Origin of the sequence: Celeribacter sp. HF31, from assembly GCF_011806455.1 — a bacterium.
Taxonomy (GTDB): domain Bacteria; phylum Pseudomonadota; class Alphaproteobacteria; order Rhodobacterales; family Rhodobacteraceae; genus Celeribacter.
In genome coordinates this window covers 297,666-313,163 of sequence record NZ_JAATOT010000004.1, presented here as the reverse complement: position 1 = coordinate 313,163, position 15,498 = coordinate 297,666, and the positions used below count along the sequence as shown (strand labels likewise).

Below are 15,498 nucleotides of genomic sequence, written 5' to 3'. Positions count from 1 at the left end.
GGAATGAATAATTTTCCCTAGACGCCCACGCTGCAAACGTCATGATGCTCGACAAACAGAGACGAAGAAAGGGAGGGTCCCCGGTGGAGGAGGCTGGCACCCGCCACGATAGCCTTTTGACCGCGTCATTGACGCAGGTCAGCGTGCTGGTCGTGGATGATGAGCCGGGGATGCGAAATTTCCTGGTCAAGACATTGACCCCGCATTGCCGGGCGGTCGCCGAGGCGTCGAATGCCGAAGAGGCCGCCGCGCAGCTGGCCGCTCAGCATTTCGATATCATGCTGCTCGACAACATGATGCCGGGGCAGAAGGGGTTGGACTGGCTGGCGGAGCAAAGAACCACCGGTGGCGTCACCGACGTCATCATGGTCACCGCCTACGCCGATCTGGAGACCGCGATTCAGGCGATGCGGGCGGGCGTATCGGATTTCATTCTCAAGCCGTTTCGCACCAACCAATTGCTGAACGCGGTCTGCCGCTGTCAGCAGACCGCGATGCTGCGACGGGAAAACCGGCTGCTGCGACGCGAGCTCGAGCAATGCGACCTCGGAGCGCGTCACCGCGACCGGTTGCTCGGCGGATCGCCGGAGATCGAGGAGATTCGCACCACGCTAGAGCGGGTGAAGGATGTCACCACGCCGCTGTTGATCACCGGCGCATCGGGCACCGGAAAGGAAGTGGCTGCGCGCCATCTTCACGCCGCCTCGAAACGCGCGGATCGGCCCTTTGTGCCGGTCAATTGCGCCACCATCCCGGCCGAGATGATCGAGCTGGAGCTTTTCGGACATGCCGCCGGGGCCTACCCCGGCGCGGCCGCGGCGCGTGAGGGGCTTCTGGCCTCGGCCCAGGGCGGAATGGTGTTCATCGACGAAGTAGCGGACCTGTCCGGCCCGGCCCAGATGGCGCTTCTGAGAGTGTTGGAAGACGGGCTGGTCCGGCCGGTGGGAACCGAGCGCAGCCTGCAGCTCGACATTCGCTTCGTGTTGGCGAGCGCGCGGTCGCTGCGCCAGGAGGTGGCCGAGGGACGTTTCCGCCCGGATCTGTTTTTCCGCATTGACGTGCTCAATCTCCAGATGCCGCCTCTGGCGCATCGCGGCACGGATGTTCTGGAACTGGCGGCGCATTTTCTCGACGACCTGTCGCATCGGCTCGGCCTGCCCGGGCTCGAGATCGACGCAGCGGCGCGCGCGGCCATGCTGCGCTACGACTGGCCGGGCAATATCCGTGAGCTGCGCAATTTCATCGAGCGCGCACTGATCTTTGGCAGGTTCCCACTTGAAACGCTTGGCGGCGAACAGATCACCCGCGCCGCGATTGCGCCGCTCGATCAGGTGGAACGGCGCGAAATTTTGCGCGCGCTCGACGCGGTGGACGGCAACCGCACCGAGGCGGCCCGCCGGCTTGGGGTTTCGCGCAAGACCATCGACCGCAAATGCACGGCCTGGGGGCTTTAAGCGGTGGCGTGGCGCTGGTCTGTGCTGCAATCGGTGCGCGTGCGCCTCCTGGTCATCGCGCTCCTGCCGATGCTGGTGCTGTTGCCGCTGCTGCTCGGCGGCACCATGCTGCGCTGGTCGGGCAAGATTGACAAGATCCTGATTTCCAAGGTCAACGGCGATCTGACCATCGCAAATCAATATCTGGCCCGGTTGATGGATATGTCCGGCGAAAGGCTGGATGCGGTGGCAGGATCGGTCGCGCTGCAGCAGGCACTCGGGCAGAAGAGCGCGCTCGAAGCTCTGCTGGCGGAACGGCGCGTGGCCTTGCAGCTCGACTTTCTCTATCTCGCGACCGAAGAGACCAGGCCCGGCGGGTTTCAACCCGACGCCTGGCCAGTGGTGCGGGCGGCCTGGAACGGCAGGGCTGAAAGCGCCATCGACATCCTCTCCGCGGAGGCGCTCGATCAGCTCTCGCCGGGACTGGCAGATCAAGCGGCAATCCATCTGGTCCCGACCGTCGCCGCGGTGGCGACCGCGCGGCAGGTCGAGGATCGCGGCATGATCATCCATTCGGCCGCCCCCGTGCACCTGCCCGATGGCCGTCGTGCGGCGTTGGTCGGCGGGCAGCTTCTCAATCGCAATCTCGATTTCATCGACACGATCAACGCGCTGGTCTACCGCGAACAGAGCTTACCCAAGGGCAGCCGCGGCACGGCGACGCTGTTTCTCGAGGATGTACGTGTGTCGACCAATGTGCGCCTGTTCGAAAATGTGCGCGCGCTTGGCACCCGTGTCTCCGCCGTCGTGCGGGCCCGGGTTCTGGATGAGGGGGCGGTCTGGCTCGACCGGGCCTTTGTGGTCAATGACTGGTATATTTCGGCCTATGAGCCGATTGTTGACAGCTTCGGCATGCGGGTCGGTATGCTCTATGTCGGCTATCTCGAGACCCCGTTTCAACACGCCAAGACGGTCTCGATCCTGACCATTATCCTGATGTTCCTGCTGATCGCCACCATCTCTGTCCCGATTTTCCTCAGATGGGCCGGGCGGATCTTTCTGCCACTCGAACGCATGACCCAAACCATCGCGCGGGTCGAAGCCGGGGATCTGCAGGCGCGCAACGGCGATGTCGATGACAGCGGCGAGATCGCGCAGGTGGCTGCGCATTTCGACGATCTTCTCGACCAGATCCAGGAGCGCGACCGGCTCTTGCGCGATTGGGCCAACAGTCTCGAGCAGAAGGTCGAGGAACGCACCGCCGATCTGCGCACCGCCAATCGCAAGCTGGAGAAAACCACCGAGCGGCTGATCATCTCGGAAAAACTCGCCGCCGTGGGGGAGATCAGCGCTTCTGTCGCCCATGAGATCAACAATCCGATCGCGGTCATTCAGGGCAACGTCGAAGTGGCGCGCAGCCTGCTGGCCGAACATGCCGAGGCGGTCGAGACCGAGTTTCGCCTGATCGACGATCAGATCTATCGCATCGGTTCGATTGTCTCCAAACTTCTGCATTTCGCGCGCCCCGAAGACTATTCCGGCGCCGCCACTGTCATCTCGCCCGCCGAGGTCGTGCGCGATTGTCTCGTACTGACCCGCCATCAGATCGCGACCAACGGGATCGTGGTCGAAACCGACATGGCGTCGGACAAGAACGTCCTGATGGCCCGGACCGAGCTACAGCAGGTGCTGGTCAACCTGATCCTGAACGCAGTGCATGCGATGCCCGAGGGCGGCACGCTGTCGCTGGCAGTGCGCGATGTGACGAAAGGCGTGGAAATCGAGGTGGCAGATAGCGGCACCGGCATAGCCCCCGAGACGCTGCGACGCATCTTCGATCCATTCTTCACAACCAAACAGGCGCAGGGCACCGGGCTCGGCCTGTCGATCAGTCAAACGCTGGTGCGACATGCCGGTGGTACGCTTACCGCAAGCTCGGTGCCCGGCGAGGGCAGCCTGTTCACGATTTTCCTGCCGCAGACAGATCCGCAGTAATTCGGACAAAATGTCCCACCCTGACGCAGCCAGGGAAAGGTGCGCGGACAGAATGTCCAGATTCGCCCGCGTTGCGGCCGAAGAAAAGGCCAGAATGTCAATGTAAGTATCTGTTTTAGTTATATTATTAATTTGACACAGGAAAGATGTCCTGGCCATTTTCTCCCCGTGGCATGCGGTCGCATGCCGGTTTGACCGTACCTGCCCCGGGAGGGGGCGAGGACGGCAACGATCTGACGACAGGGAGGATAACACCATGAGTAACGCCCAAGGGGGCGGCGCGCTCGGCTTTTTGCACAAGAGCCACATCGTCGCAAAACCCGGTTACAACCGCTGGCGCGTGCCGCCGGCATCCATCGCCATCCATCTTTGCATCGGCTCGGTCTATGCCTGGTCGGTGTTCAACCCGGCGCTGATGCGGCAACACGGGGTCGTATCGCCCGCCGCCAGCGACTGGAGCCTGAGTTCCGTGGTCTGGATTTTCTCCGTGGCCATTGTGTTTCTGGGCCTGTCGGCAGCCTTTGCCGGCAAATGGCTAGAAGAGGTCGGCCCGCGCATGGTCGGCGTCGTGGCCGCCTTTCTCTGGGGCGGCGGCTTCATCATTGGCTCCTTCGGAATTTCAAGCCACCAACTCTGGTTGATCTACCTCGGTTATGGCGTGCTAGGTGGCTGCGGCCTGGGGCTTGGCTATGTCTCTCCCGTCTCAACCCTAATCCGCTGGTTTCCAGACCGGCGCGGCATGGCCACCGGCATGGCCATTATGGGTTTTGGCGGCGGCGCGATGATCGCCGCCCCGGTCAAGGGATGGTTGCTTGGTGTTTTCGCGAAAGCGCCCGACTATCTCGGCAGCCAGGACGCCGTGGCGACCGTCGTCGAGAACGGCCGGCTCTTTGCCGAAACGGCGGCGGGCAAGATCGAGGTGGTGATCGCCTCAGCCCAGCAAGCCGCCGAGGTTGGCGGGCAAGCCGGCGTCTATGCGGTCGGGACCGGTGATACCGGCGCGGCGGCGACCTTCATGACGCTCGGGATCGTCTATTTCATTGTCATGATCCTCGCCTCTTTCCAATACCGCGTCCCGCAAAACGGCTGGAAACCCGAAGGCTGGAAACCCAAGCCCGTCGCCTCGGGCCTCGTAACCCAGAACAATGTCCATATCGACCAGGCGCTCAAGACACCGCAATTCTGGCAGATGTGGCTCATGCTCTGCCTCAATGTCACCGCCGGGATCGGCGTGATCGGAGTGGCAAAGACCATGATGAGCGAGATCTTCGGCACCACCATGCCGCTGATCGTGACCGCAGGCTTTGCCTCGACCTATGTTCTGATGATCTCGGTCTTCAACATGGTGGGGCGGTTCTTCTGGGCCTCGACTTCGGATTACATCGGCCGCAAGGCGACCTATATGTGCTTCTTCGTGCTGGGGCCCCTGCTCTACCTGTCGATCCCCTATCTGGCCAGTGCCGGCGCCTCGGCACCATCGACGATCTACCTGATCGGTTTCTACCTAGCGACGATGATCATCTTCTCGATGTACGGCGGCGGCTTTGCGACGATCCCGGCCTATCTGGCGGACATGTTCGGCACCATGCATGTAGGCGGGATCCATGGCCGCATCCTGACCGCATGGTCCACCGCGGGGGTCCTTGGGCCGTTGGCGATAACTTCGCTGCGGCAAATGTCCGTCTCGAACGCGATCAATGATCTGGCCGCGCGGGTCGACCCCGGTGTCTTCGCCGACACGTTCGGCGCGCCGATCGGCCAGTTGCAGCAATTGGTAGACGCCCACACGGTGACAATTGCCCGCCTGATGGAGATCGCCCCCGCCGGAACGGTCGATCCGACCCCGAGCCTCTACAACACCACCATGTATGCCATGGCGGCGCTTCTGGTCGTGGCTTTCTTCGCCAACCTTTTGATGAAGCCGGTGAAAGAACATCACCATCATGATGAGGCCGAACTGGCCGCCGTACCGGTCGAGTGATTGATCTGGATCGGGGCGCCCAAAGCGCCCCGATCCGATGCCCCGGCACAACAGGCCGGCCTATGAACGGATGGTTTATCCGGCAGTCACCTTCAAAATCTGCCTTACCAGTGAACGTGTCACACTTCCGCGAACGCTTTCACATCTCGACCCGTCAATAAGCACGGATTGCCCCCAGATGGATAACATCGATTGGTTTGGAGGCAGGCGCCTAGAAGAAGCGCTTTCTCAGATCCTCGGCTCGCTCGCTCAGGCGGGCCAAGGCCGCCACGCCGGCGGCGCCCAGACCTCTCTGCGCTTGCGGATGTGCAATGTCAAAAAGCGCGCCTTGGATATGTCTCGTCGTAAATGAAAAACGCCGCCCGATGCAGGGCGGCGTCCAGTTCGAGGAACTTGAGGCCCTTGGGGTTGTCCTGCACATCGAGCGGGCTCGGCACGAGACCGGTGCCTTCCGCGAGCGTCACGAGACCGAGGTCTTGCAACAGCAACAAAGCACGGCCGCCGTTGGTCGGGTCGTTCGGGATAGCGACTTTTGCACCGTCTTCGAGGGTGGCGAGATCTTCGATCTTATCGGAATAGATGCCCATCGGCGTGGTGATCGTGTTGCCCACGACAACCAGCTCAAAGCCACGGTCCTTCATCTGGTTGTCCAGATAGGGCACGTGCTGGAAGGAGTTGGCTTCGATGTCGCCATCGGCCAGCGCGGTGTTCGGGATCACGTAGTCGGAGAATTCCACCACGTCGATGTCGAGGCCCATCGGGGCGGCGACTTTGGCGACGTCTTCCATGATTTCAGCATGTTCGCCGGGGGACACGCCGACTTTGATCTCTTCGGCCATGGCCACGGAGGCCATCAGCGCCAGAACGGAGGAGAGGGTTGCAACGCGCAGCATGTGTAAACTCCTTATGATGCGGTTCGGATACGCGCCCATGGCGGATGTCGGTGGCGCGGGCGTTTATCCCGTGGCGGATCGTGGGGGCATCGAAGTCCGGCAGGGCAGCGCTGCTACGGCGATGCCGAGCTGGACCGGCTGTCCTTAATCGCCCATGCCCGGCAGCTCGGTTTCGACCTCGACGCCATTGCCGAACTGATCGCGTTGCAGGAGACACCCCATGCTGCCCATGGCGACGCGCACCGCATCGCGAAGGATCGGATTATCGAAATCTGTGATCGGATCGCGCGGTTGCGGCGGCTGGAGGCTGAATTGGTGTGCGTCGTGAAGACCTGCGACGGTCAATCCGATGGGCAACCCTGCCGGGTGCTGCAGGCCCTGGCCGACCATCAGGCGTGCGAAGGCGAGCACTGAGACCTGCGTGGGGTCACAAGGAGGTTTTGAACGTGAACACGTCCCATGTCGGGGCGAACGGCGCGCCGAAGTATTCGCTAAGCGGCAATTGTGGACGACACTCAGCATCTCCTGTCGCTCTTCCCTATCGTGAACGATTCCGCTCGAGCAGATAGCGGCCTGGAGGCTTGCCGACCATCTTTCGAAACATGGTCACGAAACTGCTGGCGCTTTCATAGCCGAGATCGATGGCGACGGCCTGAACCGACTGACCAGCGCTCAGCCGCCGCAAGGCAAGCACGATATGCAACTGTCGGCGCCAGCGGCCGAAACTCATGCCCACCTCTTCGGCTAACAGACGGCTCAGGCTGCGCTCACTGAGCGCGACGCGGGAGGCCCACTCAGCGACGCTCGCATGATCCGCAGGCGCCGCGATCAACAGGTCGGTGAGCTTCTTCAGGCGCGGATCGCCGGGGATGGGGAGGCAGAGGTCCTCGACCGGTGCCACAGCCAGCTCATCGAAGAGAACGGACACGATCCGGCCATCCGGACCGTCGACGTCATAGAGATCCGGCAGAGCGTTTGCCCGCATCAGCAACTCACGGAGAAAACGCGACACCGTGATCGTGCAGCAGTCTTTCGGCAGGTTTGCGGCTCCGGGTGGGTCAATGAAGAGAGAGAGACACTCCACCTCGCCCGAGCCGAAAACGGAATGGGGCAGCCCGCCGGGAATCCACACGGCGCATTGCGGCGGTACAATCCAGACTGCGCCGTCGACCTCGCAATTGACGACACCACGCACCGTGAAAAGCAGTTGCGCCTTCTGATGGTGGTGCCGGGGCGATTGCTCTAGGGCGTCAAGGGTGGCGACCGCGTTGGCTGCCACCAGCGCACGCGGGATTTTGTCGACATAGGCGAGCCAGTCGCGACGGACGTCCAGATGCATCTCAGACCTCGGCGTTATCAGATCAGGCAGGATTGAAACATATAGTGGCAGGGTTGCGCAATGACGCCAAGTGCCGGCTGGCGTATTGCTGTGAGGCAGAGGCGGCGGGCGGATCTTGTGATCGCGCTCCGTTGCTGGAGGGGCAGAGCTGATCTGCCCGACACATAGGCACAGGAGGTTTCATGTGATCGACAATGCCCCCGTTAAGCTCGCGCTCGCATGGCTCATCCCTGCAGTTGGTGCCGCACTCTTTGTCACGATCCAATGCTTTTCCTATCTGAACGCCTATGTTGGCAGCGGCGGGAGGATGCAGGCCATGACGTTCGATCCCGCCGCCTTGTGGGGCGTGTCCATTTTCTATGGCGCCTGGGTCGTCCCGCCCTTGCTGGCGCTGGCCGCACGGCGCGCGACCGACTGGGCGATGCTCGTCCTCGGCGGTCTGCTGTTCGTCATGAGCACGCTCGCTGGCGTTTTCGATGGCTTGCGCGATGGTGGCCATCTTGTGGGCCTGGAACTGCTGGCTGTCACGCTTCCGGGCGTGGTCGCGCTCATCTTTACATGGCAGCACATTCGCTCGACCTGAAACCTTCCATTCTCTCCCGGAGACGACACATGCCCTTGGATATCACGAATTTTCCGCTTGTCTGGATGAGCTATGACGAAGCGCCCGATCACGACCACGACGAGGATTTCGCGGCGTTAGAGGTGTGCCTAAAGCGCGGCGCACCGTTCGTGATCTTGAGCGATAATGCTCCGACCGAAGAAGAAGACCACGACCACAGTCAGGAAGAAAGGAAGCGCACTGCACTGTGGATGAAGAAGCACAAGGCCGAACTGCGGACGCTCGTGCTGGCGATGATTGTGATTGAGCCGAGCGCCGCCAAGCGTCTGGCCTTCAAGACTTTCGGCGCGGTCTTTTCTAAATTCTGGGGTTTTCCGTTGAGGATTGCAGTGACTCGCGAAGAGGCGATGGATGTCGCCGAGAACCTGCTGTCAGAGGGCGTGGGGTCTGCAACATCCTGAAGAACGGCTGAGTGGACCGTGCGAAGACGGTTTCCGTCGTTCTGTTGAAAAACTAACGTTTTCGAATGCAGAAATGGCACTTACAAATTCGGCGCAAGCGTCTTTCTGATCAGGCTTTTCGCATTTGCTGCGGTGCAGGAAAAATCTTGGCCAGTTTTCGGAGGTTTTGGGCGGTGGCGGCGAGGATGGAGTGAGCCGGGACCGTGGCCCCAGTGGGGCCGCGAAAGCCCGAAGCGAACGTCATTTGCGCCACATGGTCCACGTAATCGAAGCCGGTTCAGGCCAAGGATTCTTTTGAGGTGGGCAAAGAACATCTCAACCGTCTTTCGCAGCTTCATCGAGATCACATATTGCTCGGTTTTGGCGATCTCGCGGGCGACCTCGCGGGCGTCTTCGTGCTCTTCGCGGGTGATCTTGTGGGCCTCCGCATTCGGGCAGCAGTTCGCTTTTGCCGGGTATGACTGACAGAGCTCTTTCAGCGCCCGATAGCGGGCTGTGCCTTTGCCGGTCGGCCCCCGGTTCGGGTCGGAATAGTTCCGGCGGAACTGCTTCAGCTCATGGCCTTCTGGGCAGATGTATTGGTCGTTCTCGGCACCCCACTCGAAATCGGCCCGGGTCCAGGTCCCGTCGCTGCGCTCCGACTTGTCGAAGACAGGAATATGCGGGGCGATCTTGCGCTCGAGAAGCCAGCCAAGCATTGGGCCGGTCCCTTACGGGCAGCAGTCCATTGGCTCGCCGGATCGGAATGGGACGTGAACTTGGGCTGAACCTCGCTGGCTGCCCCAAATGCGGCCTCATCCAGCGTGTCGAGATATTCGTGTACGGCGCGGGGCGCGTCGGTCGGATCAATGGTCGAGACGTCCCACTCTTCCTTCGGCGTCGAGTTCTGCTTGTTTGCGTCCGCTTCGATCAGGCTGGCATCGATGGCCATGCGTTGACCGCTGACAAGGCCTTCCTCGATGCACCTTGCAACGGTCGTCTCAAACAAGTGGCGCAGCAGTTCACTCTCGCGGAACCTGCCATGACGGTTCTTGGAAAAGGTCGAATGGTTGGGAACACGGTCGTTCAAATCCAGACGACAAAACCAGCGCTATGCCAGGTTCAGATGCACCTCCTCGCACAGCCGCCGCTCGGACCGGATACCAAAGCAATAGCCCACCAACAGCATGCGGATCAGTAGCTCAGGATCAACTGACGGGCGGTCGGTGTGACTGTAGAAACCGGCAAGATAGGCGCGAATACTGCTCAGCTCGACGAACCGATCAATCGACCGTAGCAGGTAATCCTGGGGAACGTGATCCTCCAGCGAGAACTCGTAAAACAGTGCCGCCCGCGCTTCTTGCCGCGGTCCCATCATCACCGGATCCTCCCACCCTATATAGAAATTGAATCAGCTGACGGCCCTTCGATCAAGGGCGCGTTTTTCAACAAAATACGACCTTCGCGTCTGATCACTCCCTCTTAGCCAACCACGTTTTCTGCCAGAGGTAATAGGTCGATTGGCTGATCGGCGGGCCTTCCAGAACCGCGAGGGTTTTCCATATCTTTGTCCCTTTGTACCCAGCCTCGATCATTTGAATGGCGACGGCTTTGCGCAGGTCTGTCATGCTCGGCTTGCGTCCCAGACGTTGGCCACGGGCCTTGGCCTCTTGCAGCGCGATCTTGGTGCGTTCCGAGAAGCCTTTGCGGTCGAGGCGGTTGAGCGTGGTCAGCAGAGTGCCGATTTGGGACTGCCAATCGTTTCGGCTGTCGAATGCCTCATCAAGGCAGCGCATATGAATGCCCAACTTCCGCGCTGCTTCGACCGTGGCGGCGATGCCTTGTGTTGAAAGGTTGAGGTCGCTCAGAGACGGAGCGATCAGTTCCCAGCTCGCGCTCAGATCTCTAAGCCAGACGGGCGGTGCATTTGGCTCTTCTGGGTCAGTCCAAAAAATCCGATCTGTCGGAATGCCTTCTGCTTCAAGCCGTGCAACGGCGAGCTGCCGATCCTCCACGCTTCGCATTCCAGAGATCACGCCATAACGATTTTCGGACATTGGAGGCCTTTCGGAGAGAGCAGGAAACGAAGCGCGTTTGTCTAGGACCTGCGAAACATCCACTATATCTTGTGTTTCAGAATTTTCTTGACACTGAGATGCACGTTTATGCTCCAAAAATGCACTCTTATAGTCCAATGACAACAACATGTCATTGGACTATAAGAGTGCACGAAACTCAAAACCTGAAATCGAATCAATCACAAGCCACTGTTTTAAAATATAAATTCAACCACCCCTTTAGATCGAACCCATAAACGTGCACGTTTGGAGCATAAACGCGCAGCATAAGTTTGAACACGTCCCAACCCCGAAACCGCACAACAGAAAAGCCCGCGCAAATTGCGCGGGCCCGCTGGTGATTTCACGGTAGGTTTTCAGATGCGCCAGTGAAGCGCCGAACGGTGATAACAGTCCTTCAATTTTCCGGAAGGAAGGCGTTTCAGATACGGAGCCTCGAACACCACTGCCTCGTTGGAACGATACTGATCGGTTTGCATTCGGGCGAACGCTTCTTGGAAAAAGCGGTGTCGGACCGATGCAACTTGGGAGATTTTCCCAACTTCTATGATGCCACTCAATGTCAGACTTATTGCCTCGAACATCAAAGTTTCCCCGCCTATTGGATGAATTGAAACCTGTTCCAGATCAACAAGACCGAGTTCAAGCAGGGAATTTGCACTCAACGGGTCCCAGCAGCCGTGGAGATCAATATTCATCAAGGCAACGCCAAGGTCGGGTGTAAATATCTGAGCGAAATCAGCTCTCCTTTTCTTCGTATTTTGAGCAATATCCATCATACAGTGTAAGATAAATATTGCATCACTCTCTCAGCCCCCTCTTCCCACTTTCTCATCCCACAGATCGAAGATTTTCGCGGCCTAGAACAACGGCTCGAAATCCTCGATTGTAAACGGCGAATAGCCCGATGGTAGGGAGTTCCGGTCGGTGAACGCACGACAGAAATGCCCCGCCTCAAGACAAAGGTCCGCGCATCGGCTTGCTTCCACCAACGCGTCAATCAGCAGTTCGATCACAAGCCCCCAGCGATAGGAACAGGCGCAGGAGAGACGCCGATAGAAATCCATCGAACTGAGTGGCGTGAAGTCGAACCCGGCAGTATCAGCATAGGCAAAACAGAGCCGGTTTAACTCCTGAACATCCGCGTCCCGCGCCAGAGAGATTTCACGGAATGGCACCGGCCGGAGCAGATAGGCCAATTGCTCTTCGCTGTTGATGTGACCAGCCAGTTCGTCAACGCCCGACAGGATCAGCATCAGGGGCCAATCGGGCTTTTTGAGGAGCGACTTAAAGCTGTCGAGGATCATCGCCCGCCCTTCGGCGCTTTTCTTCGGAAAGATATGCTGACACTCATCGTAATGAATGCCGTGCACGCCCTGTTCACGAGAATGGAAACCGACCATGTCCCAGATTTCGCGCTGCGTCATACGGCCCGATGTCGGCAAGCCAAATCCCTCTCGCAAGGTATGCACGCCCAAATCTTTCCACGACATGGTACCTTTGAGCATGACGCTGACGATGCGCGCGGGACGCCCGCCAGGCATGAGGGTTGATCCATCGTTGAGTTGATCAAGCTGGTGGCGGATTTCTCCGGTTTTCCCGATCCGGGACGGCCCCGTCACCATCAGGCCGCGCGCCTCAAAGGTCTGGCTCGCAGAGGCTTTGGCCCAATAATCGGTAATCATCCACGAGATCCCCGCGCGCAAATCGTTTGCGCGCGGGAAATCATAATGCAGGGCTTTGAGGGCCGAAATTTTCGAGGCCACGGCAGTGTCAAGGAAACTCACTTCAGCCTCCCCGCGTGTTCCGGGCGACCGAATACGGCGCGCTCGTCCTGAGTGCCGGACGTCAGATCGCCCTCAATCGGCGGCTCGAATCCATCGCCAATGTCATATGCGAAGGGATCACACTCCAGATCCGCGAGCGTACCCGGCGCAACCGTGCCCTCGGTGATTTTCGGTTCTGATGACTGCATGCCAGCGGTGAGCACGGCAGCTTTCTTTCCGGCTTCCGCCCGCGTCATATAACTCCGGGCAAGACCGTTTTCGATGGCCTTACTCTTCAGATAATCGAACCTTTCCTGGCGCAAGCGCGCCAGGCGAACACGCGTGTCCTTCAGATTGGCGGGATCGTTCCTGCGCAGTTCCTCGTAATGCGCCAGAACCTCAGGAATGGTCATATCGCGCAATTCTGTCCAGCTCAGATCCACGCATATTGGGGCCGGATGCCCCTCGACAATGACTGTGACTTCATTCACGCAATCAGGATCACAAAACACGGCGACTTTGCGCTTGGTGATGTCGCGGAATTTCTGAAGCTCGGGGGAGTTGTATGGCAGGCCGAAGACTTTCACACCTTCGTCAGTGATCATGGCTTCCTTGCGCCACCCGAGATGCAGCCGCCGATCCTGCGGAGATGGAACGGCGATGGCCCAGCCTTCCTCTGCTAGCTGGGTCGCGACGTGGATCGGGGAGCGCCCGAACATCGTTGTCCCATAGTGATTTTGGTATGGGTATTCGTCGATCAGATAGCGCGTGATCAGGCGAAAGAGCTCTTCGCGGAAAATCACTGCATTCTTCTTGGCATCGTAGCCTTTGAGATGACCCGCCTTGCGCCCCGTGTAGCCATGAAGCAAGTTGATGAGCTGGCTTTCCATTGTGCTCCACATCCGCTCGACGAAGGGCGTATCGCCAGAGTGATACGCCCTGACATCGACCACCTGGGCCCCCGCTCCTAAAAGCGCCGTCTTCACGGCCCCATTGCGCAGGCCGGAGCCATTGTCGTTTGCGACACAAGCCAACCCGACCGAAGGCATTGGATCGCAATCACACCCACATATGATTTTCTCGCGCTCTTTGCTCCGTGTCGCCATCCGCAGAACTTCCAAAGTGGCCTCATGGTTCGGGGCATCGGTCAGCGTCCAGCCGAGTGGCATCCGCGTCGCAACGTCCAGCACAAGCACCAGCCATAGCCGCGACGTCACATATTCCTCTAATTCTTCGAGCGCCTCTTTGTCCTCCGCACTCAGCACCGTCCAAAATCCGGCTTTCCTCACCGGGGTAAGTACGGACAATTTACACTCATCAACTTCAACGTCTTCGCCAATCATGAGAGCGCGGGTATCGGTGCTACCCCTTGTGCGCGCGTTCGTTGCCGCACGCTCTCCATCTCTGGCAACGGCGAGCGCCGTCGCGTTGATCATGTCGACATGGTCAGAAACCGTCTTGTGTGTGACGCAAGTCAGCTCACTCTGTTCAAGTACAGCACGCCGTTCGTTTTCCGAGGTTGTGAGCGTCTCAAGACGGCTTAGCGCCACAGAGATTTGCGGCCTTTTCAGATCGAGATGCACCTCATCAATCGCCTGATCAATCAACTCGCGCACACGCCAATGGATACGTGGAGTGCGATTGCCTTTCAGCCAGTTTTGATCGGCCAGTGCCATCTCGTCAAAGCCCGCGTCGACGTAGCGCGTCCAATAGCCTTGTAAGGAGCGGCCCATCGGCATAATCGCACACTCTATCACACACTCTCGCGTACTCCCGCCGCGTGGCGTGATCCAGATCGGTCGATCCGGATAATGCGGCTGCGCAATGTCGCGAAGCTTTCTGCGGTTCTGCAATTTGGCGAGAGCGGGTCCCGTGATCTTCAGCCCCTCAGCCTCAAGAGCTTCGATACCAACCATCAATGCTTTGCGCAGTTTGACTGTGTCACGCCCCTTCGCGTTCAACTGATCCCGGTGGAAAAGCCCGCCCGTTTGGATTCGTGCGGACGCCAGGCTCCCGCGCACATTATGGTATGAGCGCGACGCGTCCGGTCGGCTTGAGCGGTCCAAAAACTGATCTGCCGTCCATGTCTCAGACCGCCCCGTCGCAACGTCTTCCGCACGGTATACTCCACCTATTTGCGGGTAGAGAAAAAAGGACCTGCCGCCAGTCATCAACTGGGTGCCAGCAGGCACATGATAATTCAGACGCACACTCATTTTGCAGCCCTCCAGAGACGAGAGTTCGCCGCGATCACAGCATTCATATTGGCTTTGAGTGCGCCCCGCGCGATGAGGCGGAGGCAGGATTTCATGATTTGACCATTAGGCAAGTCGATAACGTTAAACAAATCAGACACGCGCCAGAGCGTTTTGAGATCGTAAGCCGCCACCTCCACAAGAGCATCCGCCTGAGGACCGGGTTCAAAACAGGCAAAATGATGTATCCGTCGCAGGTTGTCCCGGCGCGCGCGATTGTAGCCATCGGCATCTATGACAATGAACTTATGCGCCTCGGCTCGTGGTGCAGCTTGACGGATTGCCGCGATCTCAGCGATGGTCTGCGGCTTTGACAGGCTGGTCGCGTTGCGCATGAAAACGACGCACGCCAGACCATTCCTCAGCGTCAGCCTGAGATCAATCGTATGCCAGTGCATCCCTTCAGCAGGATGTTCGTATTGAAAACGCACAGGCTGGAATTCCACGTCGTAGAATTTTCCGCTGCTCAAGGCTTCATGCGCAACTGCGGCCTCAGCCAAGCTTTCTGCCGCCCCGACTTTCGGGACAAAATTATTCGCAGCCGTTCGGTACGTCAGGGCAACTTTCTGGCTCGTGCGACTGGTAGTTAGCGGATTGCGCACCCCGCTGAACGGAAGGCCCCCCGGAATGTCTCCGATGGTGATTTTACCTGCTGTTCTCGTCTTGGGCAGGTTGTAGGCCCAGCTGTCGTGGTCGATGATTTCGATTTTATCTGTCATTATTTTGCTTGTTGTTTGGGCCTCTTGGCCCTGTTCA

13 protein-coding genes and 2 pseudogenes are annotated in these 15,498 nt (G+C 59.2%); 7 read left to right on the top strand and 8 right to left on the bottom strand.

Translation table 11 applies throughout. The features are described from left to right. Nucleotides 1–41: 41 nt before the first annotated feature. The 3 genes from HCZ23_RS10530 (at nucleotide 42) to HCZ23_RS10520 (ending at nucleotide 5,409) form a co-directional block, all read left to right on the top strand. Nucleotides 42–1,454: a sigma-54 dependent transcriptional regulator gene (locus tag HCZ23_RS10530; protein ID WP_254870096.1), complete on the top strand. Its 1,413-nt coding sequence runs from the start codon at nucleotides 42–44 to the stop codon at nucleotides 1,452–1,454. A 69-nt stretch (nucleotides 1,455–1,523) separates the two neighbouring features. Beyond that, nucleotides 1,524–3,428, top strand: a complete 1,905-nt coding sequence (locus HCZ23_RS10525) for a HAMP domain-containing sensor histidine kinase (RefSeq protein ID WP_167601877.1) — start codon at nucleotides 1,524–1,526, stop codon at nucleotides 3,426–3,428. Between the two features lie 256 nt (nucleotides 3,429–3,684). Further along, on the top strand, nucleotides 3,685–5,409 hold the full coding sequence (locus HCZ23_RS10520) for an OFA family MFS transporter (RefSeq protein WP_167601676.1): 1,725 nt from the start codon (nucleotides 3,685–3,687) through the stop codon (nucleotides 5,407–5,409). 371 nt (nucleotides 5,410–5,780) lie between these two features. On the opposite strand, the pseudogene HCZ23_RS10515 reads toward HCZ23_RS10520, so the two are convergent. Next, a pseudogene (locus HCZ23_RS10515) lies at nucleotides 5,781–6,302 on the bottom strand (MetQ/NlpA family ABC transporter substrate-binding protein); the annotation flags it as partial. On the opposite strand from HCZ23_RS10515, the gene HCZ23_RS10510 reads away from it, so the two are divergent. Together HCZ23_RS10510 and HCZ23_RS10505 are read left to right on the top strand one after the other, a co-directional pair. Next, nucleotides 6,301–6,450 carry a hypothetical protein gene (locus HCZ23_RS10510; RefSeq protein WP_167601675.1) on the top strand — a complete coding sequence of 50 codons (150 nt, stop codon included), beginning with the start codon at nucleotides 6,301–6,303 and terminating at the stop codon, nucleotides 6,448–6,450. The pseudogene HCZ23_RS10515 and the gene HCZ23_RS10510 overlap by 2 nt on opposite strands. Then, entirely contained in the window at nucleotides 6,432–6,716 is a 285-nt protein-coding gene (locus HCZ23_RS10505; RefSeq protein ID WP_368487347.1) for a MerR family DNA-binding protein, read from the top strand. Before HCZ23_RS10510 ends, HCZ23_RS10505 begins: the two co-directional genes overlap by 19 nt. Nucleotides 6,717–6,840: 124 nt before the next feature. On the opposite strand, the gene HCZ23_RS10500 is transcribed toward HCZ23_RS10505, so the two are convergent. Next, nucleotides 6,841–7,641, bottom strand: a complete 801-nt coding sequence (locus HCZ23_RS10500) for a helix-turn-helix domain-containing protein (protein ID WP_167601674.1) — start codon at nucleotides 7,639–7,641, stop codon at nucleotides 6,841–6,843. 184 nt (nucleotides 7,642–7,825) lie between these two features. Here HCZ23_RS10500 and HCZ23_RS10495 point away from each other — a divergent pair, with 184 nt between their 5' ends. Both HCZ23_RS10495 and HCZ23_RS10490 read left to right on the top strand, forming a co-directional pair. Continuing rightward, entirely contained in the window at nucleotides 7,826–8,224 is a 399-nt protein-coding gene (locus HCZ23_RS10495; RefSeq protein WP_167601673.1) for a hypothetical protein, read from the top strand. Nucleotides 8,225–8,253: 29 nt separating this feature from the next. Beyond that, nucleotides 8,254–8,664 carry a hypothetical protein gene (locus HCZ23_RS10490; RefSeq protein WP_167601672.1) on the top strand — a complete coding sequence of 137 codons (411 nt, stop codon included), beginning with the start codon at nucleotides 8,254–8,256 and terminating at the stop codon, nucleotides 8,662–8,664. A gap of 109 nt (nucleotides 8,665–8,773) precedes the next feature. On the opposite strand, the pseudogene HCZ23_RS10485 reads toward HCZ23_RS10490, so the two are convergent. The 6 genes and pseudogenes from HCZ23_RS10485 to HCZ23_RS10460 form a co-directional block, all read right to left on the bottom strand. Then, nucleotides 8,774–10,021 (bottom strand): annotated as a pseudogene (locus HCZ23_RS10485) (transposase). 94 nt (nucleotides 10,022–10,115) lie between these two features. Continuing rightward, nucleotides 10,116–10,700 (bottom strand): recombinase family protein, encoded by a 585-nt coding sequence (locus HCZ23_RS10480; RefSeq protein ID WP_167601671.1) that lies wholly within the window; start codon nucleotides 10,698–10,700, stop codon nucleotides 10,116–10,118. A 377-nt stretch (nucleotides 10,701–11,077) separates the two neighbouring features. Then, nucleotides 11,078–11,500 carry a hypothetical protein gene (locus HCZ23_RS10475; RefSeq protein ID WP_167601670.1) on the bottom strand — a complete coding sequence of 141 codons (423 nt, stop codon included), beginning with the start codon at nucleotides 11,498–11,500 and terminating at the stop codon, nucleotides 11,078–11,080. Nucleotides 11,501–11,581: 81 nt separating this feature from the next. Then, on the bottom strand, nucleotides 11,582–12,508 hold the full coding sequence (locus tag HCZ23_RS10470) for an ATP-binding protein (protein WP_167601669.1): 927 nt from the start codon (nucleotides 12,506–12,508) through the stop codon (nucleotides 11,582–11,584). Beyond that, nucleotides 12,505–14,703 (bottom strand): Mu transposase C-terminal domain-containing protein, encoded by a 2,199-nt coding sequence (locus HCZ23_RS10465; protein ID WP_167601668.1) that lies wholly within the window; start codon nucleotides 14,701–14,703, stop codon nucleotides 12,505–12,507. The genes HCZ23_RS10470 and HCZ23_RS10465 overlap by 4 nt, the downstream gene beginning before the upstream one ends. After that, nucleotides 14,700–15,461 (bottom strand): hypothetical protein, encoded by a 762-nt coding sequence (locus HCZ23_RS10460; RefSeq protein WP_167601667.1) that lies wholly within the window; start codon nucleotides 15,459–15,461, stop codon nucleotides 14,700–14,702. The genes HCZ23_RS10465 and HCZ23_RS10460 overlap by 4 nt, the downstream gene beginning before the upstream one ends. Nucleotides 15,462–15,498 lie beyond the last annotated feature (37 nt).

Bases quoted from the DNA above. Each gene is read 5' to 3' on its own strand.
- HCZ23_RS10525 (WP_167601877.1), top strand. From the start codon at position 1,524: ATGCTGGTGCTGTTGCCGCTGCTGCTCGGCGGCACCATGCTGCGCTGG.
- HCZ23_RS10480 (WP_167601671.1), bottom strand. From the start codon at position 10,700: ATGTCCGAAAATCGTTATGGCGTGATCTCTGGAATGCGAAGCGTGGAG.
- HCZ23_RS10475 (WP_167601670.1), bottom strand. From the start codon at position 11,500: ATGATGGATATTGCTCAAAATACGAAGAAAAGGAGAGCTGATTTCGCT.
- HCZ23_RS10500 (WP_167601674.1), bottom strand. From the start codon at position 7,641: ATGCATCTGGACGTCCGTCGCGACTGGCTCGCCTATGTCGACAAAATC.
- HCZ23_RS10465 (WP_167601668.1), bottom strand. From the start codon at position 14,703: ATGAGTGTGCGTCTGAATTATCATGTGCCTGCTGGCACCCAGTTGATG.
- HCZ23_RS10490 (WP_167601672.1), top strand. From the start codon at position 8,254: ATGCCCTTGGATATCACGAATTTTCCGCTTGTCTGGATGAGCTATGAC.
- HCZ23_RS10460 (WP_167601667.1), bottom strand. From the start codon at position 15,461: ATGACAGATAAAATCGAAATCATCGACCACGACAGCTGGGCCTACAAC.
- HCZ23_RS10510 (WP_167601675.1), top strand. From the start codon at position 6,301: ATGTGTAAACTCCTTATGATGCGGTTCGGATACGCGCCCATGGCGGAT.
- HCZ23_RS10520 (WP_167601676.1), top strand. From the start codon at position 3,685: ATGAGTAACGCCCAAGGGGGCGGCGCGCTCGGCTTTTTGCACAAGAGC.
- HCZ23_RS10530 (WP_254870096.1), top strand. From the start codon at position 42: ATGATGCTCGACAAACAGAGACGAAGAAAGGGAGGGTCCCCGGTGGAG.